Source organism: Pseudomonas sp. NFACC56-3, assembly GCF_900100025.1.
GTDB lineage: Bacteria > Pseudomonadota > Gammaproteobacteria > Pseudomonadales > Pseudomonadaceae > Aquipseudomonas > Aquipseudomonas fluorescens_AA.
The window spans coordinates 80,978-103,236 of record NZ_FMTK01000016.1 but is presented as its reverse complement, the minus strand read 5'-3'; the positions used below and the strand labels follow the sequence as shown (position 1 = coordinate 103,236).

Genomic DNA, 22,259 nt, shown 5'->3' with positions numbered 1-22,259 from the left:
GACCTTCGTCAACTGTGGCGTGGGCAAGTGCGGTGTTATCCTGTGCGCCCATTTGCCACCGGCCCGCTATACGCCGCGTAGCGTAGCCCTGATCAAGGTGACGTCATGTCCACTCGTACCGAGGCCGTGAAAGCCTATCTGCTCGACCTGCAAGACCGAATCTGCGCCGCCCTGGAAACCGAGGACGGCGGCACGCGCTTCGTCGAAGATGCCTGGGCCCGGCCGGCCGGGGGTGGCGGTCGCACGCGGGTGATCGAAAACGGCACGGTCATCGAAAAGGGCGGCGTCAACTTTTCCCACGTATTTGGCAGCGGTCTCCCACCCTCGGCCAGCGCCCATCGGCCGGAACTGGCCGGGCGCGGCTTCGAAGCCTTGGGCGTGTCGCTGGTGATCCACCCGCACAACCCCCACGTACCGACTTCCCACGCCAACGTGCGTTTCTTCATCGCCGAAAAGGAAGGCGAAGAAGCCGTCTGGTGGTTCGGCGGTGGCTTCGACCTGACGCCTTACTACGGCGTCGAAGAGGACTGCGTCCATTGGCACCGCATCGCCGAGCAAGCCTGCGCGCCGTTCGGCCCCGAGGTGTATCCGCGCTACAAGGCCTGGTGCGACAGCTACTTCCACCTCAAGCATCGCAACGAGCCCCGGGGCATCGGCGGCCTGTTTTTCGACGACCTGAACGAGTGGGGTTTCGACACCTGCTTCGCCTTCATCCGCGCCATCGGCGACGCCTATATCGATGCCTACCTGCCCATTGTGCGTCGCCGCAAGCAGGACGCGTTCACCGCCAAGCAACGGGAATTCCAGGAATATCGCCGTGGGCGCTACGTGGAATTCAACCTGGTTTACGACCGCGGCACCCTATTCGGGCTGCAATCGGGCGGGCGTACCGAGTCGATCCTGATGTCCCTGCCGCCGCAAGTGCGCTGGGGCTACGACTGGAAAGCCGAGCCGGGCAGCGAAGAGGCGCGGCTGACCGAGTACTTCCTGCAGGATCGCGATTGGCTGGCAACGGCCTGAACGGGGATATTCCATGGATCGCTATGTTGTAATGGGTAACCCGATTGGCCACAGCAAGTCGCCGTTGATCCATCGCCTGTTCGCCGAGCAGACCGGGCAAACCCTGGACTACAGCACGCTGCTGGCACCGCTGGAGGATTTCTCCGGTTGCGCCCGGGCATTTTTCCGCGAGGGGCGTGGGGCGAACGTCACGGTGCCGTTCAAGGAAGACGCCTTTCGCCTGGCCGACACCCTGACCGAGCGGGCCCAGCGGGCCGGGGCGGTCAATACGTTGAGCAAACTGGCCGACGGGCGTCTGTTGGGTGACAACACCGACGGCGCCGGGCTGGTCCGGGACCTGACCGTCAATGCCGGCTTCAGCCTCCAGGGCAAGCGCATCCTGTTGCTGGGGGCCGGCGGCGCGGTGCGCGGCGCCCTGGAGCCGCTGCTGGCCGAAGCGCCAGCCTCAGTGATCATCGCCAACCGCACGGTGGAAAAAGCCGAAGGGCTGGCCGAGTCGTTCGCCGACCTGGGCCCGGTCTCGGCCAGTGGGTTCGATTGGCTGCAAGAGCCGGTGGACCTGATCATCAACGCCACCTCCGCGAGCCTGTCGGGGGAGGTACCGCCGATTGCCGCCAGCTTGATCGAGCCCGGCAAGACGGTCTGCTACGACATGATGTATGGCAAGGAATCGACTTCATTCTGCCGTTGGGCCAGTGCGCACGGGGCGGCGGTGGCGATGGATGGCCTGGGCATGTTGGCCGAGCAGGCGGGCGAAGCCTTCTTCCTGTGGCGCGGGGTGCGCCCGGACACCGCGCCGGTGCTGGCCGAGTTGCGCCGCCAGCTCGCGCTGTAGGCTTGAGGCTGTTGTGGTGTGTATCTGCCTCCAGTCCCCTACAGTTTTTAATCCTCAAAATGGATCGGGCAATGCTCCGGTCCTTCCAGCTTCAACAACTCCTCCACCACCTGGGGCCTGGCCTTGCGCAAGGTCAGGCTACGCCCCTGGCCGCGCAGGCGCCGGGCTTCCTGGTGGAGCATTTCCACCCCGGAATAATCGATGAAGTTGATCTGCTGGGCATCGATGACCACCCGTTGCGCCTGCAACCGTTGCAGGCGTACTTGCAGGTAATGGCTGGCGCCGAAAAAGATCGAGCCCCCCACCCGCAGGATCTCCGCCTCCCCCTCGCGAAAGTGCTGCACCCGCGGCTGTGAGGTGCGCTTGAGGTAGAAGAACAGCGAAGCCAGTACGCCGGCGTAAATGGCGGTCTGCAGTTCCAGCAGCAACGTAGCCAGGCAGGTCAGGCTCATCACCATGAATTCGGCGCGGCTCACGCGGTACAACGCCCGGATACCACGGTGGTCCACCAGCCCCCAGGCGATCAGCAGGATGCTGCCGGCCATGGCCGGAATCGGGATGTGTGCGATCAGTTTCGCCCCGGCGACCGCGAACAACGCCACCCACAAGGCCGAGAACACCCCGGCCAGGGGCGAGCAGGCGCCGGCTTCATAGCTGAGGCCGGAACGGGTGAAGGAACCGGCCGACAAGGATCCGGAGAAAAATCCGCCAACGAGGTTGGAAAGCCCCTGCGCCCTCACCTCCTGATTCGCATCGAGCAATTGCCCGGAACGTACCGACAACGAACGGGCGATGGACAGGCTGGTGACCAGCCCGAGCATGCCCACCGCGACGGCCCCGGGCAGCAAGCGCAGGATCAGTTCCAGGTCCAGCGGCAGCAGCGTGAGCGGCGGCAGGCGCCCGGCGAAGGCGCTGACCAGCGCCACATGCCCGAACATCGCCGGCCACAACCAGACCACCAGGCTGCTGATGACCAACGTTATCAACAGGCTCGGCCAGCGCGGCAGCAAGCGCTTGAGCACCACGCCCAGGAGCAGCGTGCCCAAACCCAGCAGCAATGACGGTTTATCCACAGCCTCGATATGGCTGACCAACGTCAGCAGGCCCTTCAATGCCGTGGCTTCATTGGGCAAATCGAGGCCCAGCAGGTTCGGCAACTGCCCCAATGCGATCACCACCGCCGCCCCCAGGGTGAAACCCAGCACCACTGAATGGGAGACGAAATTCACCAGCGCGCCGAAACGCAACAGCCCCAGCAGCCACTGGAAAATCCCCGCCAGGACTGTCAGCAGCAGGATCAAGGTGATGTAGTCCTGGCTGGCGGGCACGGCCAGAGGGCTGACGGTGGCGTACAAGACGATGGAGATCGCCGCCGTGGGGCCACAGATCAAGTGCCAGGACGAACCCCACAGGCAGGCGATCAATACCGGGACAATCGCCGCGTACAAGCCATATTCAGGCGGCAACCCGGCAATCAGTGCGTAGGCAATGGACTGCGGCAACGCCAGAATCGCGCCACTCAGGCCGACGATCAGGTCACGGCCGACACTGGCGCGAGTCTGTCGAGGCAGCCAGCTCAGGAAGGGAAAGAGTGAATGGCGCGTGGGGATTGCCATGGGGCCTCAAAGATGGGGTTTGGCGCAAGAGTATCAGGCGAGTGATCACCCGTGGCGAGGGAGCTTGCTCCCGCTCGGTCGCGCAGCGGCCGCAAAAAAATTGGGACCGCTGCGCAGTCCAGCGGGAGCAAGCTCCCTCGCCACAAAAGCCACTCGCCATTATGCCTAGAGCTTGGCCTTCACCGCCGCCAACGCATCCTTGCCATCCAGGGTCTTCACGCCGTCCAGCCACTTGTCCAGCACCGCCGGGTTGGCCTTGATCCAGGCCTTGGCCGCATCGGCGTTGCTGACTTTGTTGTTCACCACCTCGGCCATGATGCTGTTCTCCATTTCCTGGGTGAAACTCAGGTTGGTCAACAGCTTGCCAACGTTCGGGCAGGCCTGTGCATAACCCTTGCGGGTCAAGGTGTAGACGCTGCCGGTGTCGCCGAAGTATTTCTCGCCGCCCTTGAGGTAGTGCATTTTCAATTGCACGTTCATCGGGTGCGGCGTCCAGCCCAGGAAGGTCACGAACTTCTGTTTCTTCACCGCCCGGGAGACTTCCGCCAGCATCGCCTGCTCGCTGGACTCCACCAGTTTCCACTCGCCCATGCCAAAATCATTGGTCTTGATGATTTCTTTCAGGGAGAGGTTGGCCGGGGCGCCGGAGCCGATGCCGTAGATCTTCTTCTCGAACTTGTCGGCGAATTTGTTCAGATCGGCAAAGTTATGCACACCGGCGTCCCAGACGTAGTCCGGGACCGCCAGGGTGAATTCGGTGCCGTCGAGGTTCTTGGCCAGTTGCGTGACATCGCCCGTGGCCACGAATTTGTCATAGAAGCCCTGCTGCGCCGGCATCCAGTTACCCAGGAACACATCCACCTGGCCGTCCTTGAGGCCACCGAAGGTGATCGGCACCGCGAGGGTGTCGACCTTGGCCTTGTAACCCATGCCATCCAACAGGAAACCGGTGATGGCGTTGGTCGCGGCGATGTCACTCCAGCCAGGGTCAGCCATTTTCACGGTCTCGCAGCTCTGCTCGGCCCACGCCGAAACACTGCTCAACGCCAACAGCCCAGCGGCCAGTACTGTGGATAACTTTTGCATGTGCTTCCCCTTACGTTATTGGTTTTGGCAGGGTTGTGGATAACGGGCCTTGCGCTCCAGATCGTCGAGATCGATGTGGTTACGCATGTACTGCTGGCTGGCGTCCACCAGCGGCTGGTGGTCCCAGCTCTTGAGTTTGCCCAGGGTCAGCGCCTGGGCGACAAAACGGCGGCGGCGCTGGCTGGCGAGCACCTGTTGGTGAATAACCGGAATATCCCACTTGGCGCGCGCCTCGGCGAGAAAATCGGCGAACAGGGTTTGATGCTCGGTAGATTGGCTGAGATCTTCCAGCTCCTTGGGATCGTTGCGCACGTCGAACAGCAGGCACGGGTCATCTTCGCTGTAGATGAATTTCCACGGGCCACGACGGATCATCATCAACGGGCTGATGGTGCCTTCGGCCATGTATTCACCGAAGACTTCGTCATGCCCGTCCTGCCCTTGCAGATGCGGCACCAGCGAACGGCCATCCAGTGGCAAGCCGGGTTCCAATGTACCGCCGGCCAGCTCCACCAGGGTCGGCAGCAGGTCGGCGGTGGACACCGCCGCACCCACCCGGCCGCTGGCGAACTGCCCCGGTGCGCTGATGAGCAACGGTACGCGGGCAGCCATTTCGAACCAGTGCATTTTGTACCATAGGCCTTTTTCGCCGAGCATGTCTCCATGATCGCCGGAGAAGACGATGATCGTGTCGTCCAGCAGACCGGTATCTTCCAGGGTTTGCAGCAGCTTGCCGACGTTGCTGTCGATGTAGCTGCACGCGCCGAAATAGGCGCGGCGGGCATCACGGATTTTATCCACAGGCAGTGGCTTGTCCCACAGGTCATAGACCTTCAGCAGCCGCTGGGAATGTGGATCGAGGTCCGTTTGCGCCGGCGTCTGCGGCAACGGAATGTCGTTGTCGTCATACAAATCCCAGAACGCCTTGGGAATCGTGTACGGGTCGTGTGGGTGGGTCATCGACACGGTGAGGCAGAACGGCTGGTCGCCGTCTTCGCGGATGTGGTCGAACAGGTACTGTTGGGCCTTGAACACCACTTCTTCATCGAAATCCAGCTGGTTGGTGCGCACGCAAGGGCCGGCCTGCAACACCGACGACATGTTGTGGTACCAGCTCGGCCGCACGTCCGGCTCGTCCCAGTTCACTGCCCAGCCATAGTCGGCCGGGTAAATGTCGCTGGTCAGGCGCTCTTCGTAGCCGTGCAGTTGGTCGGGACCGCAAAAGTGCATCTTGCCGGACAACGCCGTGCGATAGCCGAGGCGACGCAGATAATGGGCGTAGGTCGGCACGTCCGCAGGAAAATCCGCCGCATTGTCGTAGGCGCCGATCTTGCTGGGCAACTGGCCGCTCACCAACGTGAAACGCGACGGCGCACACAGCGGGCTGTTGCAATAGGCGGCGTCGAACACCACGCCCTCGGCGGCCAGGCGCGACAGGTTCGGCAGCTTGATCGGCGAAGGACCGTAGATCGGCAACATTGGCGCGGCCATTTGATCGGCCATGATGAAAAGAATGTTCTTGCGCTTCATGTATTCGCGGCATTCCATAGTAGACAGTTATGCGATATTGCTGCGATCGAGCATGTAGCCCCCGGGTTTTGGGGTAAAGCCCATGCAGGATAATGACTAGGATAAGCACAGCTTATGTATGACGCCCTGGGTAACCTGTCCTTGGAACTGTTCCGTGCCTTTGAAGCCGCGGCCCGCCAACAAAGCTTCACGGCGGCGGCGATTGAGCTGGGCACCACGCAACCGGCCATCAGCCAGCAGATCAAGCGCCTGGAAGAACAGCTAGGTACACGGCTGTTCGACCGGATCTACCGCGGCATCGAACTGACCGAGGCCGGGACGATCCTGTTCGAGCAGGTGCAGGCCGGTTTGCAAAGCATCGATGCCGGGCTGAGCGCGATCACCGCCCAACACCAGCATGAGGTGCTGCAGGTCGCCACGGACTTCGCCTTCGCCGCTTACTGGTTGATGCCGCGCCTGCATCGCTTTCACGCCGCCAACCCCCAGGTGGACGTGAGCCTGGTGACCAGCGAACGCAACCACAACATGCTGCGGACCGATATCGACGTTGCTGTGCTGTTCGGCGACGGTCGCTTCAAACAAGGTGAAAGTCGTTGGCTGTTCAGCGAAGAAGTCTTTCCGGTGTGCAGCCCGCTGCTGCTCAAGGAACGTCCCCTGCCCTTGCCCCCCCAGACCCTGGCGGAATTTCCATTGCTGCACCTGCGGGCGGGCAACAGCAACAGCTGGTTCGACTGGAGCGGCGTATTCCGCGAGCTGGGCATCACCTCGCCGCCCGCCCCCGGACAATTGCGCTTCGACAACTACACGCTCCTCATCCAGGCGGCGATTGGCGGCCAAGGCGTCGCCATCGGTTGGCGGCACCTTGTGGATAACTTATTGGCCCAGGGGCTGCTGTGTCGTCCGATCGCCGAAACAGTGCTGTCGCGGCTGGGGTATTACGTGGTCTTGCCCCAGCGTAAACGGCGCGGTGTGCTGATCAGGCAATTCGTCGATTGGCTGATGGAAGAACAGGCCAACAGTGCTGAATCGCTCACGGGGTTGCCGTTGCCTTCGATTGCGGTTTGAGGCCGTGGCGAGCGCCATGTTTTTGGGGCTGCTTCACAGCCTAGCGGGAGCAAGCTCCCTCGCCACGGATGTGGATGTCGACAGCTAGTGGGCGGCGACAAAGCTGACATGCTCGCCCACATGCAGGTTCAAGTGCAGTTCGTCAGCGATGCCGACCGCCACGCGGTTGAGCCGCTCCAGGGATTCGGCCATGCCGGGTTCCAGGCTGGTGCTGACCTGGCTGAAATGCTCGATGCCCAGGCCTGGCGCAGCGTAAGGGGCGTTGACCAAGGTCCATTGCAAGGTGCTGTTCTTGAGGGCGTCGAGCACTTCTTCGGCGGCATGGCGCTGCAAATCGTCGTCGGCCTGCTCTTCGTCGAGCACGGCGAAGTCGCCGATCAGGAACAACCGGGGCACGTTCACCGCCTGCATGCCGGCGATCAGGGCATCCACCGCCAGGACTTGCTCCACCGGGCCGGGAATCAAGGTGCGCTCCACTTGTTCGCTATTCATCGGCAACCCTGGCGCGTTCAACAGACACACCACGGCGCTGGCGCCGGCAACGCTTTGCTTGACACGCTCCGGATCGAAAAGATCACCGGTCTTGGTCCGCAGGCCCGGGCGTGGAGCCAGGGCGGTAAGATCGTCGAGAATGGCAATGACCTCATGCTGGCGCCGCAACATTTCAGCCATCAACGCACTGCCGAGGCTGCTCATGGCACCATAGAGCACCACTTTGATGACCGGGGTTTCAGCGTTTTTCATGGCTGTTTTCCTCTTTAACGCGCATGTAAAGGCTCTGACCCGCAGCAAACGGCGAGGGTTCGGCCTCTTTTCCAAGGAGTACAGATGCAGCAGATCAAGGGCTACCACGCCCATGTGTATTTCGACGCCAGCACCCTCGACCAAGCGCGGACCCTGTGCGAGGAAGCGGCGCGGCTGTTCCCGCTGAAAATGGGCCGTATCCATCAACGTCCGGTCGGCCCGCACCCGGACTGGAGTTGTCAGTTGGCGTTCGATCCACAGTACATCGGCGTGGTCCTGCCGTGGCTGGCGCTGAATCGCAAGGGTTTGGTGATTTTCCTGCACCCGGAGACCGGCGATGACCTGACGGACCACACCGAGCATGCGATCTGGATGGGCGCGGTGCGGCCGTTGAATCTTTCAGCGCTTAAAGCAAGCACCTGATTGCTTTGTTTAGACCAGAGACAGGGTTCTGTGGCGAGGGGATTTATCCCCGCTGGACTGCGCAGCAGGCCCAAAGGGACAGAATGCACTCTCCAGATATTGCAGGATGACGGGTTTCAGGGCCGCTTCGCGCGCCAGCGGGGATAAATCCCCTCGCCACAGGAGTGCTGCTTAAATAGGTCATCATCTGCGGCTCGTCGCCCATTTACCCTGCGAAAGCTTGCTGAAAGCTAGCGCGATTAGGATCACCGCACTTCCGGCAAAAGACCGGTCGGCCAAAAGCGAGCGTTCAAGGCTCGTTCGGCCCTTTTAACAACAACAATGGTGATTCTGATGTCCGCTGCTACCCGTCCCGTCGCACCCACTCCATCCGTCCCCCTCGTGCTTTGCATTTCGCGCTGACCTGTCCGGTTCGCCTTTCATAGCCGCGCTACGCCTGGAGTATTCCCCATGCTGACTTTCCTTGGCTTCGCCATGGTCATCACGTTCATGTTCCTGATCATGACCAAGCGCCTGTCCGCGCTGATCGCCCTGATCATCATCCCGATCCTGTTCGCCCTGTTCGGTGGCTTCGCGCCGAAGATCGGCCCGATGATGCTCGAAGGCATCACCAAACTCGCCCCGACCGGGGTGATGCTGATGTTCGCGATTCTGTATTTTGCCCTGATGATCGACTCCGGCCTGTTCGACCCGGCCGTGCGCAAGATCCTCAAGCTGGTCAAGGGCGACCCGTTGAAAGTTTCGGTCGGTACCGCCGTTCTGGCGCTCGTCGTTTCCCTCGATGGTGACGGCGCGACCACTTACATGATCTGCGTGGCCGCGATGCTGCCGCTCTACAGCCGCATCGGCATGAGCCCACGCATCATGGCCGGCCTGATCATCCTTGCCGGCGGCGTGATGAACATGACCCCGTGGGGCGGCCCGACAGCCCGGGCGGCCAGTGCGCTGCATGTGGACCCGTCCGACATCTTCGTGCCGATGATTCCGGCGATGCTGGCCGGTGTCGTGGCGATCCTGGCGATCGCCTACATGTACGGCAAACGCGAGCGCGCACGCCTGGGTGAACTGCACCTGGCCGGCGACGAGATCGACCACAGCGAAATCAGCGTGTCCCAATTCCCGGATGCCCGTCGTCCGAAGCTGATCTGGTTCAACGGCGCGCTGACCCTGGCCCTGATGTGCACCCTGATCGCCGGCCTGTTGCCGCTGCCGGTGCTGTTCATGGTGGCCTTCAGTATCGCGATGATCGTCAACTACCCGTGCCTGCAACAGCAGAAAGACCGTGTCGCGGCCCACGCCGGCAGTGTGCTGGCAGTGGTCGGGCTGATTTTCGCGGCGGGGATCTTCACCGGCATCCTGTCCGGTACCGGCATGGTCGATGCCATGTCCAAGAGCTTGCTGGCGGTCATTCCCGAGTTCCTCGGTCCTTACCTGGCGGTCATCACTGCGCTGGTGAGCATGCCCTTCACCTTCTTCATGTCTAACGATGCATTTTATTACGGGGTGTTACCGGTTTTGGCCGAAGCCGCCAGCCATTACGGCATCACCGCCGTCGAAATGGCCCGTGCCTCCATCGTCGGCCAGCCCGTCCACCTGTTGAGCCCACTGGTTCCGTCGACCTACCTGCTGGTAGCCTTGGCCGGGATCGAGTTCGGCGATCACCAGCGCTTCACCTTGAAGTGGGCAGTACTGGTTTGCCTGTGCATAATGTTCGCCGCCTTGCTGATGGGGATTTTTCCGCTGTTCAGCACTCTATAAAAGCAACGCTCGCTCTGCCGTGCCTGTCTGACAAGAAGGCGCGGCTCGGCCTAACACTCGCTCAAAGGAACTCACATGGAATGGCTGACCAACCCGGAAATCTGGGTTGCCTTCTTTACCTTGACCGCCCTGGAAATCGTCCTGGGTATCGACAACATCATCATGATCTCGATCCTGGTCAGCCGCATGCCCAAGCACATGCAGGCGCGCACCCGGATCTTCGGCCTGGCGCTGGCCATGATCACGCGGATCCTGTTGCTGCTGTCCATCACCTGGGTCATGCGCCTGACGGCGGATTTGTTCGAAGTGTTCGGCCAGGGCATCTCCGGTCGCGACCTGATCCTGTTCTTCGGTGGCCTGTTCCTGCTGTGGAAAAGCTCCCAGGAGATGTACCACGCGCTGGAAGGCGAAGATGAAAGCAACGACGAGCCTTCGGGCAAGGGCGGCAATTTCATCTACACCATCATCCAGATCGCGATCATCGACATCGTGTTCTCCCTGGACTCGGTCATTACCGCGGTCGGCATGGTCTCCCATGTACCGGTGATGGTTGCCGCCATCGTCGTTGCCGTACTGGTGATGATGCTGGCTTCGGGCACCATCAGCACGTTCATCGACAAACACCCGTCGCTGAAGATGCTGGCGCTGTCGTTCCTGCTGGTGGTCGGTACCGTGCTGATCGCCGAGTCGTTCGACGTGCACGTGCCAAAAGGCTACGTCTATTTCGCCATGGCGTTCTCCCTGGCGGTGGAAGCGGTCAACATCAAGATGCGCACCGCGATCGCACGCAAGCGCAAGCAGCAGGATCCGGTGAAACTGCGCAAGGACGTACCGGGTCAGTAACGGCACGGGGCAATGAATGAAGGGGCTCTTTGGAGCCCCTTTTTCATGCTGGTATGAAAGTGGCCTAGTGCATGACCTGTGGGAGCGGGCTTGCTCGCGAAGAGGCCAGAACAGTCAATCCTGTGTCGCCTGACAGAATGCATTCGCGAGCAAGCCCGCTCCCACAAGTCCGCGCTTGCCTGATCGATAGGAGGCTTCAAGATCGTCGGGGTGTTTTTTATGACAGTTTTGTTTCAAACGATTCTTTAGCTGTGCAATGCTGGCGCCCGAACCATTCGCCAACTACAGCTTAAGTACAAGAAAGAAGCATGTGGCATCGTCAATTTGTTCCTTTGGAACGCTAACAGGGGGCCTCTCATGCTGACCCTGCTGAATTTGCTCTCCGCCGTGGCCCTGCTGATCTGGGGCACGCATATCGTGCGTACCGGCATCTTGCGGGTCTACGGCTCGAACCTGCGCCATGTCATTGGGCAGAACATGTCCCGGCGCTGGCTGGCGTTTATCGCAGGGATCATGGTCACGGCCATGGTCCAAAGCAGTAACGCCACGGCCATGCTCGTCACCTCGTTCGTCGGCCAGGGCCTGATGGCGCTGACGCCGGCCCTGGCGACCATGCTGGGCGCCGATGTCGGCACCGCGCTGATGGCACGGGTACTGACCCTGGACCTGTCGTGGCTGTCGCCGCTGCTGATTTTCCTCGGGGTGATTTTTTTCCTCTCGCGCAAACAGACCCGCGTCGGGCAAATGGGCCGGGTCAGCATCGGCCTGGGCTTGATCATCCTGGCCCTGCAATTGATTGTCGAAGCCGCCGCGCCCATCACCCATGCCCAAGGCGTGAAAGTGATCTTCGCCTCGCTGACCGGCGACATCCTGCTCGATGCGCTGGTCGGTGCGCTGTTCGCGATGATTTCCTATTCCAGCCTGGCCGCCGTGCTGCTGACCGCGACGCTGGCCGGTGCCGCGGTGATCAGCCTGCCGGTGGCCATCGGCCTGGTGATCGGCGCCAACATCGGCAGCGGCGTATTGGCGTTCCTCAGCACCAGCATGCAGAACACCGCCGGACGCCAGGTGGCGCTGGGCAGCCTGCTGTACAAGCTGATCGGGCTGTTGTTGATCATTCCGGTGCTCGATCCGCTGGTGGGCTGGCTCGACAGCCTGGATTTCAGCCCCCAGGAAACGGTGATCGGTTTCCATCTGCTCTACAACACCGTGCGGTGCCTGCTGCTGCTGCCCAGCGTCGCCCCGATGGCCAGGCTCTGTACCTGGCTGCTGCCGGAACGGCCCGAGACCAACGGTACGGCCAAGCCCCGCCACCTCGACCCCACGGCCCTCGCCACCCCGAGCCTGGCGCTGGCCAACGCGGCCCGTGAAACCCTGCGCATTGGCGACCTGATCGAAAACATGCTCGAAGCCATGCTGGACGTGCTGCGCGGCCAGCAAACCGCGGTGACCCAGGAAGTACGGCGCATGAGCGATGACGTCGAGGCACTGTGCAGTGCAATCAAGTTGTACATGGCGCAAATGCCCCGTGAAGACCTCAGCGAACAGGACAGCCGCCGCTGGGCCGAGATCATCGAACTGGCGATCAACCTGAAGCTGGCCAGCGACCTGATCGAGCGCATGTTGCGCAAAGTCCAGCAACAGAAGACCTCGCAGCGCCGCTCCTTTTCCGATGTGGGCCTGGAAGAGTTGGCGGGGCTGCATAGCCACTTGATCGCCAACCTGCGGCTGGGGCTGTCGGTATTCCTCAGCGCCGACCGGGAAAGCGCCCGTCAATTGCTGCGTGAAAAACGTCGTTTTCGGGCGCAGGAACGGCGTATGGCCCATGCCCATGTCAGCCGCCTGCAACGCAAAGTCGTCCAAAGCCTGGAGACCAGTTCCCTGCACCTGGAGCTGATTGCCGACATGAGGCGCCTCAATTCGCTGTTTTGCGGCAGCGCCTATGTGGTGCTGGAGACGGCCGAGATCGGTGCGCTGGCGGCGGATGAAATTAGCGACATTACCCATTCGCCTTGAACAACTGGCGCATTGGTCAGTCAGTAACAATGGCTCGGGCCTGAAACCGTTCAGCGGCCCGCCTGCTCCCGTTGTCATGAATACTGCATAGATTCGATAGGGGGAGCGAGCCAACTCCGGGCGCGATCCGCCGATGACGGCCTGCCCGGCACCATGGACCTCCACCCAGCCGCCAGGAAGCCCTTATGCGTTGTCTGTTGCTCGCCTTTCTTTTGCTCGGCTCACTGCCCGTGGTTGCCCTGGACCGGTTCCAGGTCGAAGGCTATACGCTGCCCAACGGCATGCAGCTGATGCTCAAGCCCGGCACCGAGCGCGGGCATGTGGCGATCCGGCTGGTGGTCGGCGTGGGCCTGGACGACTTCAGTTGCGCCGACAAGGAACTGCCGCACCTGCTCGAACACCTGCTGTTCAGCGGCGTCGACGACAGTGGCGAAGGTGGCCTGGAAGAGCGCATGCAGGCCTTGGGCGGCGAGTGGAATGCCTTCACCAGCAACGCCGACACCACGTTCGTCATCGAGGCGCCGGCGCGCAATCAACGCAAGGTGCTGGACCTGCTGCTGACGCTGTTGACCCGCACCCGTATCGATGAAAAAGCCCTGGAGGCGGCCAAGCGGGTGGTGGAGCGCGAGGACGGTGGTCACTACACTCGCCTGCAACGCTGGCTCGATCACCAGGACTTGGGCCACAAGGCCAGCAACCAACTGGCAGTCGAGTTGGGCCTGCGCTGCGCGGAACGGGCCGAGGTCCAGCGCCATACCCTCGCCCGCCTCGAACAAGTGCGCAAGACCTGGTATGCGCCGAACAACATGACGCTGATCGTGGTCGGGGATCTCGACCGACTGCTGCCCGCCTACCTGGAACGCGCCTTTGGCGAACTCGAGCCGGTGGAGCCCAGTGCCCACGAGGCGCTGCCGCAGATCCGCTACAAGGCGGTCACCAAGCGCAACCTGATCCGCGGCCTGGCCGGAGACAGTGCCAAGCTCCACTGGCTGTTCCCGGAACCGGTGCTGGACGAGCAGCATGACGAAACCTTCGACCTGCTCAAGGACTACCTGGATTGGGCACTTTATCGCCAGCTGCGCCTGGCCCGCGGCCTGTCCTACGGGCCGTGGACCGAGCGCGAAGTGTTCGGCGGCGTCGGCTTCTTCAGCCTGAATGCCGACCTGTCCCGCGAAGACCTGCCCGAAGCCGAACAGGCGCTGGAAGAATTGCGCCAGACCTTGCTCAAGGATGGCCTGGACCCCGCCAGTTTCGTGCGCATCAAACGTGCGGCCATCGCCCATCAGTCCTGGGCGGTTCAAGGTAACAGCGCACTGGCCGATTACTACTGGGGCGCCTTGGGCGATTACGAAGACGGACGCTTCGCCAACCCGGCCGTGCGCCTGCAGGAGGTGAGCCTGGAACAGGCCAACGTGGCCCTGCGTGAACTGCTCAAGGACCCGGGTTACCTGCGCATCGAGAAGCCGTTGCTCAGTGACGATGAGCTCGTCTGGGGGCTGGGCGGCTTGCTGGGGTTGTTGCTGCTCGGGTTGGTGATGTGGCAGGTACGCCGGCGGGCCCGACCGAACGAAGACTGAAAGACCGCATCGCGTCCGTCGCGGGCAAGCCTTGCTCCCACAGAAAAATCCCTCACCACAAGAGTGCTCGTCACATCGATGTCCTGGCGATACTCTGTCAGGGATATTTCCCACGACTTACTGTGAAACTACCGAATGCAAAACCTGACGGTGTATATCCAGCGCATCCTTGAATTGATGAAGCGCTATCCAGGGGTCATTGCGCTCGGTGGTTTCATCTCCGGGGTCGGCAGTTTCATGCTGGTGGACCGCCAGCAGGGCCTGGCGACCTGGATTGCCGTCATGATGCTGGTGAGCTGGCTCTGGCTGATGGTCGAGAACAGCATGACCCGGCTGTTCACGCGGATTTTCAAACGAGAGATCCCCCAGCCGCTGTTGCGCTACGCCACGCAGATGATTCACCAGGAAAGCCTGTTTTTCGTCCTGCCGTTTTTCTTCATCACCACCACCTGGAACAGCAGCCAACTGATTTTCACCGGCCTGCTGAGCATCGCGGCGCTGATCTCGATCACCGATCCGCTGTACTACAAATGGCTCGCACCGCGGCGCTGGGCGTTCCTGGCGTTGCACACACTGACGCTGTTCGCCGCCCTGCTCACCGCGTTGCCGGTCATCCTGCACCTGACCACCGACCAGAGCTTCAAGCTGGCCCTGGGCATTGCCATGCTGCTGTCGTTCCCGAGCCTGGCCTCGATCTTTCCGATCCGCACCGTGCGCAACGCCGTGGCCATTTTGTGTATCACCGTCGGGATTGGCGCCGCCGGCTGGGTGCTGCGCTCCTGGGTGCCGCCAGCGACATTGTGGATGACCGAGGTGGCGATCAGCACCCAACTGGAAGACCGCACCCCCGGTGCCAGCCTCAAGGAAGTCAGCGCCGCCCAGATCCGCGGCAACGGCCTGTACGCCTATACCGCGATCAACGCGCCACGCGGGCTCGACGAGCGGATCTATCACGTCTGGCAGTTCAACGGTAAGGAAGTGGATCGTATCGCCCTGGACATCCATGGCGGGCGCAAGGAAGGCTATCGCGCCTGGACGCACAAACAGAATTTCCCGGACGACCCGACAGGCAAATGGCAGGTGCGGGTGCTGACGGAAAATGGCCAGATGATCGGTGTGCTGCGTTTCAACGTGAGCGCCGCTGCACCCGAAGCAAAATAATGGCGATTGTGCTATCAGGTAGCGCTGTTCAAGCCGAACGAGCATGGAACTTATGACCCCCAGCCCCCACATGGGCAGTGCCCGACTCGACACGTCCGGCTCGCCGGCGCAGCTGTGGATCAGCGGCGACTGGACGCTGGCCCATTACCCCCAGCTCAAGCGCCTGGGCGAATCGCTGCGCGGCCGGTACGACGAAAACACCCGGATCGACCTCAACGGCCTCGGTGCCCTCGACACCGCAGGGGCCTCGTTACTGGTGGAACTGCTGGGCTCCGAACGGCTGGGCAAGACCACCGAACACCCGGACTGCAGTTTGCCGGCAGCCGAGCGCGCGTTGTTGCAGACGGTGTACTGCTCGCTGACGGATTTCTGCGTACCGGACAAAGAACCGAAAGTCAGCGTCGTGACCCAGTTGCTGACGCGCATCGGTCGCGCCGTGGAGAAGGTCTGGCAGGACACCCTGCAATTGCTCGGTTTCGTCGGACTGATCCTGGAAACCCTGGCCCGCGGGCTGTTTCACCCGCGGCGCTGGCGCATTACGCCAATGGTCGTGCACATCGAGCAGACCGGCCTGGACGCGGCGCCCATCGTGGCCTTGCTGACGTTCCTGGTGGGCGCGGTGGTGGCCTTTCTCGGGGCGACGGTGCTGGCGGATTTCGGCGCCAGTATCTTTACCGTGGACCTGGTGGCGTTCTCGTTCCTGCGCGAATTCGGCGTGTTGCTGACGGCGATCCTCATGGCGGGCCGCACCGCCAGCGCGTTCACCGCGCAGATCGGCTCGATGAAAGCCAACGAAGAAATCGACGCGATCCGCACCCTTGGCCTCGACCCCGTCGAGCTGCTGGTGGTGCCGCGAGTGCTGGCCCTGCTGGTGGCGCTGCCCATGCTGACGTTCGTGGCCATGCTCTCGGGCATCATTGGCGGCGGTGTCGTGTGTGCGCTGTCGCTGGGCATCTCCCCGGCCATGTTCCTGTCACTGCTGCAATCGGACATCGGTGTGCAGCACTTCGTGGTGGGGATGGTCAAGGCGCCGATCTTCGCCTTCCTGATCGCTGCCGTGGGCTGCCTGGAAGGCTTCAAGGTCAGCGGCAGCGCCGAATCGGTCGGGGCCCACACCACCTCCAGCGTGGTGCAGTCGATTTTCGTGGTGATTGTGCTGGATGCCGTGGCCGCGCTGTTTTTCATGGAGATGCAATGGTGAGTCCGGCTTCCCGACCGCCCGCCGAGGCGGTGATCCAGGTGCGCGGCCTGTGCAATCGCTTTGGCCGCCAGAGCGTGCATGAAAACCTCGACCTGGACGTCTACAAGGGCGAGATCCTCGCCGTGGTGGGTGGCTCCGGCAGTGGCAAGTCGGTGCTGCTGCGCAGCATCGTCGGCCTGAACCAGCCCAGCGAGGGTTCGGTGCGGGTGTTCGGTCAGGACTTGCCGAGCCTGTCCCAGGAGCAGCGTTCGCGGGTGGAACGGCGCTTTGGCGTGCTGTTCCAGAAAGGCGCGCTGTTTTCGTCCCTGACCGTGACAGAAAACGTCGCCCTGCCCCTGATCGAGCACGCCGGCCTCAGTCGGGCCGATGCCGAACACCTGGCGGCGGTGAAACTCGCCCTGGCCGGGCTGCCGCTCTCGGCCGCGGACAAATACCCCGCCTCGCTGTCCGGCGGCATGATCAAACGCGCCGCCCTCGCCCGTGCGCTGGCCCTGGACCCGGACATCCTGTTTCTCGACGAACCCACCGCCGGCCTCGACCCCATCGGCGCGGCGGCGTTCGACCAGTTGATCCTGACGCTGCGCGACGCCCTGGGCCTGAGCGTGTTCCTGGTCACCCATGACCTGGACACCCTCTACACCATTACCGACCGGGTGGCGGTGCTGGCGCAGAAAAAAGTGCTGGTAGCCGATGTCATCGACAAGGTGTCGGAAACCGACGACGCCTGGATTCATGAATACTTTCATGGCCCTCGCGGCCGCGCGGCTTTATCCGCCGCTACACAGTCCAACGAGGTTTGACATGGAAACCCGAGCCCATCATGTGCTGATCGGCCTGTTCACCGTCATTGTGGTGATCAGCGCCCTGCTGTTCGGCCTCTGGCTGGCCAAGTCCAGCGTGGACAGCGAGTTCAAGGATTACGAAGTGGTGTTCAACGAGGCCGTCAGCGGCTTGTCCAGGGGCAGCTCGGTGGAATACAGCGGCATCAAGGTCGGCGACGTGGTGAACCTGCGCCTGGACCCGAACGACCCGCGCCGGGTGCTGGCGCGGGTGCGCTTGAGCGGTGAGACCCCGATCAAGCAGGACACCCAGGCCAAGCTGGCGCTGACCGGCATCACCGGCACCTCGATCATCCAGCTCAGCGGCGGCACGCCCCAGAGCCCGCCATTGACCGGGCACGACGGCGAACCGCCGGTGATCATCGCCGCGCCCTCGCCGATCGCCCGCCTGTTGAACAACAGCGATGACTTGATGACCAGCATCAACCTGCTGCTGCACAACGCCAATGAGGTGTTTTCCTCGGACAACGTCCAGCGCCTGAGCAATACCCTCGATCATCTGGAGCAAACCACCGGGGTCATCGCCGATCAGCGTGGCGATATTCGCCAGGCCATGCAGCAATTGGCCTCCGTCGGCAAACAGGCCAGCGCCACGCTGGAGCAGACCACGGCGTTGATGCGCAATGCCAATGGGCTGCTCAACGACCAGGGCAAACAGGCCTTCGGCAGTGCCGGCCAGGCCATGGATTCTCTGGCCCGCAGCACGGCGACCCTCGACAAACTGCTGAACGACAACCGCGATTCGCTGAACAACGGCATGCAGGGCCTCAATGCCCTGGCGCCAGCCGTGCGCGAGCTGCGGGAAACCCTGAGTGCCCTGCGCGGTATATCCCGACGCCTGGATGCCAACCCCAGCGGCTATTTGCTGGGCAATGACAAGGACAAGGAATTCACGCCATGAAACCGTTCCATCGATTCGTCTGTCCGGGCCTGGTGCTGGCGGGGTTTATCCTGTTGGCCGGTTGTTCGATCCTGCCCAAGGCCGAGCCCTCGGACATCTATCGCTTGCCCGCCGCCCAGGCACCGGCCTCCGCCGGCACGCCGGTGAGCTGGTCGTTGCGCCTGGCCAGCCCGCAGGCCAGCGAAGTGCTCAACAGCCCGAAAATCGCGGTCATTCCCCAAGGCAACCTGTTCAGCAGCTACGCCGCCTCGCGCTGGAGCGACCCTGCCCCGGTATTGGTGCGCAACCGCCTGCTCGACGGCTTTGCCCAGGACGGGCGGGTCCGGCTGTTGAGTGTCGCTGACAGCAACCTGCAGGCAGACCTGGAGCTGGGCGGGCAATTGCAGGCGTTCCAGACCGAGTACCAGGGCAGCGCCGCCAGCGTGGTGGTTCGCCTGGACGCGTTGCTGGTGCGAGGGTTCGACCAGCGCATCCTGGCCAGCCGCCGTTTCGAAGTGCGCCAGCCATTGAACGATGTGAAGGTGCCGGCGGTGGTGGACGGCTTTGGCCGGGCCAGTGACCGGCTGACCGCCGAGGTGGTGAACTGGACATTGGAGCAGGGCCAGCGTTTCGCAACGCCGACCCCCTGACGGCCTCAGCCAAAGAACCAGTAGCAGACCCCGATCGCCGACAGGACGCCCGCCAGTTCGGCCAACAGCGCGCAACCCACGGCGTGGCGCGCCCGCTGGATGCCCACTGCGCCGAAGTACACCGCCAACACGTAGAACGTGGTCTCGGTGCTGCCCTGGATAGTCGCCGCCACCAAAGCCGGGAAGCTGTCCACGCCGGAGGTCTTCATGGTCTCGATCAGCATCGCCCGGGCGGCGCTGCCGGAGAACGGCTTGACCATGGCCGTCGGCAAGGCATCGACGAATCGCGTATCCCAGCCGGCCCATTGCACCAGGTGGCGGATGCCGTCCAGGCCGAAATCCAGCGCCCCCGATGCCCGCAGCACGCCGACGGCGCAGAGCATCGCCACCAGGTACGGCAGCAGGTTCTTGGCAACGTCGAACCCTTCTTTCGCGCCTTCGATGAAGGCCTCGTACACCTTGACCTTGCGCAGCGCGCCCACCACCAGGAACAGGATGATCAGGCCAAACAGGGTCAGGTTGCCCAGGATCGATGACAACCCCGCCAGGGCCGTGGCCGAGAGCGTCGCCAGCAACGCCATGAAGCCGCCCAGCGCCAGCGCCCCCGGGATCAGGTAGGCCAGCACCACCGGGTCCCAGAGGCGCAGGCGCTGCATGAATGCCACGGACAACAACCCCATCAGGGTCGAGCCGCTGGTAGCGATCAGGATTGGCAGGAACACCAGGGTCGGGTCCGGCGCGCCTTGCTGGGCGCGGTACATGAAGATGGTCACCGGCAGCAACGTCAGCGACGAGGCGTTGAGCACCAGGAACAGAATCTGCGCATTGCTGGCGATGGTCGGGCTCGGGTTGAGGTCTTGCAGGGCACGCATGGCCTTGAGGCCGATGGGGGTGGCCGCATTGTCCAGCCCCAGGCCGTTGGCGGCGAAGTTGAGGGTGATCAGGCCGATCGCCGGATGCCCGGCCGGCACTTCCGGCATCAAGCGCAAGAACAGCGGGCCGAGGGCCTTGGCCAGCCAGTCGACGATGCCGGCCTTTTCGGCGATGCGCAGGAAGCCCAGCCAGAGGGTCAGGGTGCCGAACAGCAGGACCATGACCTCCACCGACAGCTTGGCCATGGCGAAAATACTTTCCACCATGGCCGCGAAGATCCCGGCGTTGCCGCCAATCAGCCACTGCGCCAGCGCCGACACGGCTGCCACGATAAAGAAGCCAAGCCACAGGCCATTGAGCATCGGTTAACCCCCCCGGAAGATGCGGCGAATGATAGCGGGGCTGGCAGAAACGACAAACCCCGGATTTCTCCGGGGTTTGATAGTCACTGCGCAGGGACTACCAAATCTCCTAGGGCAGATACTGTGGGAGCCAGGGTTGTTCAGAATCTTTGCGCCTGACAAAAATTCCTGTGGGAGCGAGCTTGCTCGCGATGGCGTCGGATCAGTCAGCATGGATGTTGGCTGACACTCCGCAATCGCGAGCAAGCTCGCTCCCACAGAGGGGGTGCGCATCAGCGGCTGGAGATTTCTCCCGCCGGCAGCGGCTCCTTGCTGCGCCAGTGCGGCAGGGAGTTCCAGTAGCGCTGGCCCTTGGCATCGTCGTACATGCCTTCCCAGCGGGCGATGACCAGCACCGCCAGGGCGTTGCCGATGACGTTCAGCGCGGTACGGGCCATGTCCATGATGCGGTCGACACCGGCGATGAAGGCCAGGCCTTCCAGGGGAATGCCCACGCTGCCCAAGGTAGCCAGCAGGACCACGAAGGACACGCCCGGTACGCCGGCAATACCCTTGGAGGTGACCATCAGGGTCAGCACCAACAGCAATTGTTGGCTGATGGACAGGTCGATGCCGTACAGCTGGGCGATGAAAATCGCCGCGATGCTCTGGTACAGGGTCGAGCCGTCGAGGTTGAACGAATAACCGGTGGGCACCACGAAACTGCAGATGGCTTTCGGAGCGCCGTAGGCTTCCATCTTCTCGATCACCCGCGGCAGCACGGTTTCGGAGCTGGCGGTGGAGTAGGCCAGCACCAGCTCATCCTTGAAGATGCGCATCAGCTTGAGCACCGAGAACCCGAACAGGCGGGCGATCAGGCCCAGCACCACGAAGGCGAAGAAGGCGATGGCGACGTAAACCAGGATCACCAGTTTCGCCAGCGGCAACAGGGATGCGAAGCCGAAGTTGGCGACCGTCACCGCGATCAGGGCGAACACACCGATTGGCGCGTATTGCATGATCATGTGGGTGACCTTGAACATGCTTTCCGACACGCCCTGGAACATTTTCACCAGCGGTTCGCGCAGGTCCGATTGCAGGCTGGACAGGCCCAGGCCGAACAATACGGAGAAGAAGATGATCGGCAGCATCTCGCCACGAGCGACCGCGGCAAAGATGTTCGACGGGATCAGGTTGAGAATGGTCTGGATGAACGCATGCTCATGCTGGACTTCAGCAGCGGTGGCCTGGTACTTGGAAATATCCACCGTGCCCAGGGTGCTCATGTCGATGCCGCTGCCCGGCTGGAAGAAATTGGCCAGCAACAGGCCGACGACGATGGCGATGGTGGTGACGATTTCGAAGTAGAGAATGGTCTTGAGGCCGATACGCCCGAGTTTCTTCGCGTCGCCGACCCCGGCAATGCCGACGATCAGCGAGGAAATCACGATCGGGATCACGATCATCTTGATCAGACGGATAAAGATGTCGCCCGCCGGTTGCAGCACATTGCTGATCCACCAGGCCTTTTCGGCACTGAAATGGTTGAGCAGCGCGCCCAATGCAATCCCGAGCACCAGACCGATGAGGATCTGCCAGGCGAGGCTTAGTCGTGCCTTCTTCATATCGTTACCCTTACTTCAGTTGGACTCGGGCAGTGGCGCGAACGGCTCGTCGCTGGCGAAAAGACATTCGCGCCACTGCCCCCGTATAAGGTCACCCCGAGCGCATGAGCGGCTTACTGGCAGGCGAAAAAAGGCGCAACTATTGCGATGCCAGGGGGGCTCGTCTAATGCCGTAA

The 22,259-nt window shown here is 62.5% G+C and carries 19 protein-coding genes; 13 read left to right on the top strand and 6 right to left on the bottom strand.

The genetic code is table 11. The features are described 5' to 3' along the window. Positions 1-105 precede the first annotated feature (105 nt). Together hemF and aroE are read left to right on the top strand one after the other, a co-directional pair. A complete protein-coding gene (hemF, locus tag BLO80_RS20385) occupies positions 106-1,020 on the top strand; it encodes an oxygen-dependent coproporphyrinogen oxidase (protein WP_092333411.1) in 915 nt (304 codons plus the stop codon). A 13-nt stretch (positions 1,021-1,033) separates the two neighbouring features. After that, a complete protein-coding gene (aroE, locus tag BLO80_RS20380) occupies positions 1,034-1,855 on the top strand; it encodes a shikimate dehydrogenase (RefSeq protein ID WP_092333413.1) in 822 nt (273 codons plus the stop codon). A gap of 47 nt (positions 1,856-1,902) precedes the next feature. Here aroE and BLO80_RS20375 read toward each other — a convergent pair whose 3' ends face one another. The 3 genes from BLO80_RS20375 to betC all read right to left on the bottom strand — a co-directional run bounded on the left by BLO80_RS20375 (position 1,903) and on the right by betC (position 6,087). Continuing rightward, positions 1,903-3,471 (bottom strand): SulP family inorganic anion transporter, encoded by a 1,569-nt coding sequence (locus tag BLO80_RS20375; protein ID WP_092259477.1) that lies wholly within the window; start codon positions 3,469-3,471, stop codon positions 1,903-1,905. A gap of 165 nt (positions 3,472-3,636) precedes the next feature. Then, positions 3,637-4,557, bottom strand: a complete 921-nt coding sequence (gene choX / locus BLO80_RS20370) for a choline ABC transporter substrate-binding protein (protein WP_092333415.1) — start codon at positions 4,555-4,557, stop codon at positions 3,637-3,639. A 15-nt stretch (positions 4,558-4,572) separates the two neighbouring features. Next, complete coding sequence (gene betC / locus BLO80_RS20365; protein ID WP_092333417.1) at positions 4,573-6,087, bottom strand: choline-sulfatase; 1,515 nt, start codon at positions 6,085-6,087, stop codon at positions 4,573-4,575. Between the two features lie 114 nt (positions 6,088-6,201). On the opposite strand from betC, the gene BLO80_RS20360 reads away from it, so the two are divergent. Next, the gene (locus tag BLO80_RS20360; RefSeq protein ID WP_092333419.1) at positions 6,202-7,152 is read left to right on the top strand and encodes a choline sulfate utilization transcriptional regulator; all 951 of its coding nucleotides are present in this window, start codon (positions 6,202-6,204) and stop codon (positions 7,150-7,152) included. Positions 7,153-7,236: 84 nt separating this feature from the next. Here BLO80_RS20360 and BLO80_RS20355 read toward each other — a convergent pair whose 3' ends face one another. After that, positions 7,237-7,896, bottom strand: coding sequence for an NAD(P)-dependent oxidoreductase (locus BLO80_RS20355; RefSeq protein ID WP_092200055.1), 660 nt, complete (start codon positions 7,894-7,896; stop codon positions 7,237-7,239). A gap of 84 nt (positions 7,897-7,980) precedes the next feature. Between BLO80_RS20355 and BLO80_RS20350 the strand changes: the two genes are divergently transcribed. From BLO80_RS20350 to BLO80_RS20305, 10 genes are all read left to right on the top strand, one after another. Further along, a complete protein-coding gene (locus BLO80_RS20350) occupies positions 7,981-8,319 on the top strand; it encodes a DOPA 4,5-dioxygenase family protein (protein ID WP_092333421.1) in 339 nt (112 codons plus the stop codon). A 450-nt stretch (positions 8,320-8,769) separates the two neighbouring features. Further along, positions 8,770-10,077 (top strand): CitMHS family transporter, encoded by a 1,308-nt coding sequence (locus BLO80_RS20345; protein WP_092167797.1) that lies wholly within the window; start codon positions 8,770-8,772, stop codon positions 10,075-10,077. Between the two features lie 75 nt (positions 10,078-10,152). Then, positions 10,153-10,920, top strand: a complete 768-nt coding sequence (locus BLO80_RS20340) for a TerC family protein (protein ID WP_092333423.1) — start codon at positions 10,153-10,155, stop codon at positions 10,918-10,920. Positions 10,921-11,277: 357 nt separating this feature from the next. Next, entirely contained in the window at positions 11,278-12,936 is a 1,659-nt protein-coding gene (locus BLO80_RS20335) for a Na/Pi cotransporter family protein (RefSeq protein WP_092333425.1), read from the top strand. Positions 12,937-13,121: 185 nt separating this feature from the next. Next, a complete protein-coding gene (locus tag BLO80_RS20330) occupies positions 13,122-14,513 on the top strand; it encodes a M16 family metallopeptidase (protein WP_092333427.1) in 1,392 nt (463 codons plus the stop codon). A gap of 135 nt (positions 14,514-14,648) precedes the next feature. Then, positions 14,649-15,674, top strand: a complete 1,026-nt coding sequence (locus tag BLO80_RS20325) for a DUF5924 family protein (RefSeq protein WP_092333429.1) — start codon at positions 14,649-14,651, stop codon at positions 15,672-15,674. A gap of 52 nt (positions 15,675-15,726) precedes the next feature. Continuing rightward, positions 15,727-16,875, top strand: a complete 1,149-nt coding sequence (locus BLO80_RS20320) for an ABC transporter permease (protein WP_092333431.1) — start codon at positions 15,727-15,729, stop codon at positions 16,873-16,875. Continuing rightward, positions 16,869-17,675, top strand: coding sequence for an ABC transporter ATP-binding protein (locus BLO80_RS20315; protein WP_092256950.1), 807 nt, complete (start codon positions 16,869-16,871; stop codon positions 17,673-17,675). The genes BLO80_RS20320 and BLO80_RS20315 overlap by 7 nt, the downstream gene beginning before the upstream one ends. Before the next feature lies 1 nt (position 17,676). Beyond that, entirely contained in the window at positions 17,677-18,615 is a 939-nt protein-coding gene (locus tag BLO80_RS20310) for an MlaD family protein (protein ID WP_092333433.1), read from the top strand. Further along, positions 18,612-19,244: an ABC-type transport auxiliary lipoprotein family protein gene (locus BLO80_RS20305; RefSeq protein ID WP_092333435.1), complete on the top strand. Its 633-nt coding sequence runs from the start codon at positions 18,612-18,614 to the stop codon at positions 19,242-19,244. Before BLO80_RS20310 ends, BLO80_RS20305 begins: the two co-directional genes overlap by 4 nt. A 5-nt stretch (positions 19,245-19,249) precedes the next feature. On the opposite strand, the gene BLO80_RS20300 is transcribed toward BLO80_RS20305, so the two are convergent. Both BLO80_RS20300 and gltP read right to left on the bottom strand, forming a co-directional pair. Continuing rightward, positions 19,250-20,479, bottom strand: a complete 1,230-nt coding sequence (locus BLO80_RS20300) for a nucleoside recognition domain-containing protein (RefSeq protein ID WP_072407729.1) — start codon at positions 20,477-20,479, stop codon at positions 19,250-19,252. A 272-nt stretch (positions 20,480-20,751) separates the two neighbouring features. Beyond that, positions 20,752-22,083: a glutamate/aspartate:proton symporter GltP gene (gene gltP, locus BLO80_RS20295; RefSeq protein WP_092333437.1), complete on the bottom strand. Its 1,332-nt coding sequence runs from the start codon at positions 22,081-22,083 to the stop codon at positions 20,752-20,754. Positions 22,084-22,259 lie beyond the last annotated feature (176 nt).

Bases quoted from the DNA above. Each gene is read 5' to 3' on its own strand.
- BLO80_RS20345 (WP_092167797.1), top strand. From the start codon at position 8,770: ATGCTGACTTTCCTTGGCTTCGCCATGGTCATCACGTTCATGTTCCTG.
- aroE (WP_092333413.1), top strand. From the start codon at position 1,034: ATGGATCGCTATGTTGTAATGGGTAACCCGATTGGCCACAGCAAGTCG.
- BLO80_RS20320 (WP_092333431.1), top strand. From the start codon at position 15,727: ATGACCCCCAGCCCCCACATGGGCAGTGCCCGACTCGACACGTCCGGC.
- BLO80_RS20355 (WP_092200055.1), bottom strand. From the start codon at position 7,896: ATGAAAAACGCTGAAACCCCGGTCATCAAAGTGGTGCTCTATGGTGCC.
- BLO80_RS20350 (WP_092333421.1), top strand. From the start codon at position 7,981: ATGCAGCAGATCAAGGGCTACCACGCCCATGTGTATTTCGACGCCAGC.
- choX (WP_092333415.1), bottom strand. From the start codon at position 4,557: ATGCAAAAGTTATCCACAGTACTGGCCGCTGGGCTGTTGGCGTTGAGC.
- BLO80_RS20335 (WP_092333425.1), top strand. From the start codon at position 11,278: ATGCTGACCCTGCTGAATTTGCTCTCCGCCGTGGCCCTGCTGATCTGG.
- BLO80_RS20330 (WP_092333427.1), top strand. From the start codon at position 13,122: ATGCGTTGTCTGTTGCTCGCCTTTCTTTTGCTCGGCTCACTGCCCGTG.
- BLO80_RS20315 (WP_092256950.1), top strand. From the start codon at position 16,869: ATGGTGAGTCCGGCTTCCCGACCGCCCGCCGAGGCGGTGATCCAGGTG.
- BLO80_RS20310 (WP_092333433.1), top strand. From the start codon at position 17,677: ATGGAAACCCGAGCCCATCATGTGCTGATCGGCCTGTTCACCGTCATT.
- BLO80_RS20360 (WP_092333419.1), top strand. From the start codon at position 6,202: ATGTATGACGCCCTGGGTAACCTGTCCTTGGAACTGTTCCGTGCCTTT.
- BLO80_RS20300 (WP_072407729.1), bottom strand. From the start codon at position 20,479: ATGCTCAATGGCCTGTGGCTTGGCTTCTTTATCGTGGCAGCCGTGTCG.
- BLO80_RS20325 (WP_092333429.1), top strand. From the start codon at position 14,649: ATGCAAAACCTGACGGTGTATATCCAGCGCATCCTTGAATTGATGAAG.
- gltP (WP_092333437.1), bottom strand. From the start codon at position 22,083: ATGAAGAAGGCACGACTAAGCCTCGCCTGGCAGATCCTCATCGGTCTG.
- BLO80_RS20375 (WP_092259477.1), bottom strand. From the start codon at position 3,471: ATGGCAATCCCCACGCGCCATTCACTCTTTCCCTTCCTGAGCTGGCTG.
- BLO80_RS20340 (WP_092333423.1), top strand. From the start codon at position 10,153: ATGGAATGGCTGACCAACCCGGAAATCTGGGTTGCCTTCTTTACCTTG.
- hemF (WP_092333411.1), top strand. From the start codon at position 106: ATGTCCACTCGTACCGAGGCCGTGAAAGCCTATCTGCTCGACCTGCAA.
- BLO80_RS20305 (WP_092333435.1), top strand. From the start codon at position 18,612: ATGAAACCGTTCCATCGATTCGTCTGTCCGGGCCTGGTGCTGGCGGGG.
- betC (WP_092333417.1), bottom strand. From the start codon at position 6,087: ATGAAGCGCAAGAACATTCTTTTCATCATGGCCGATCAAATGGCCGCG.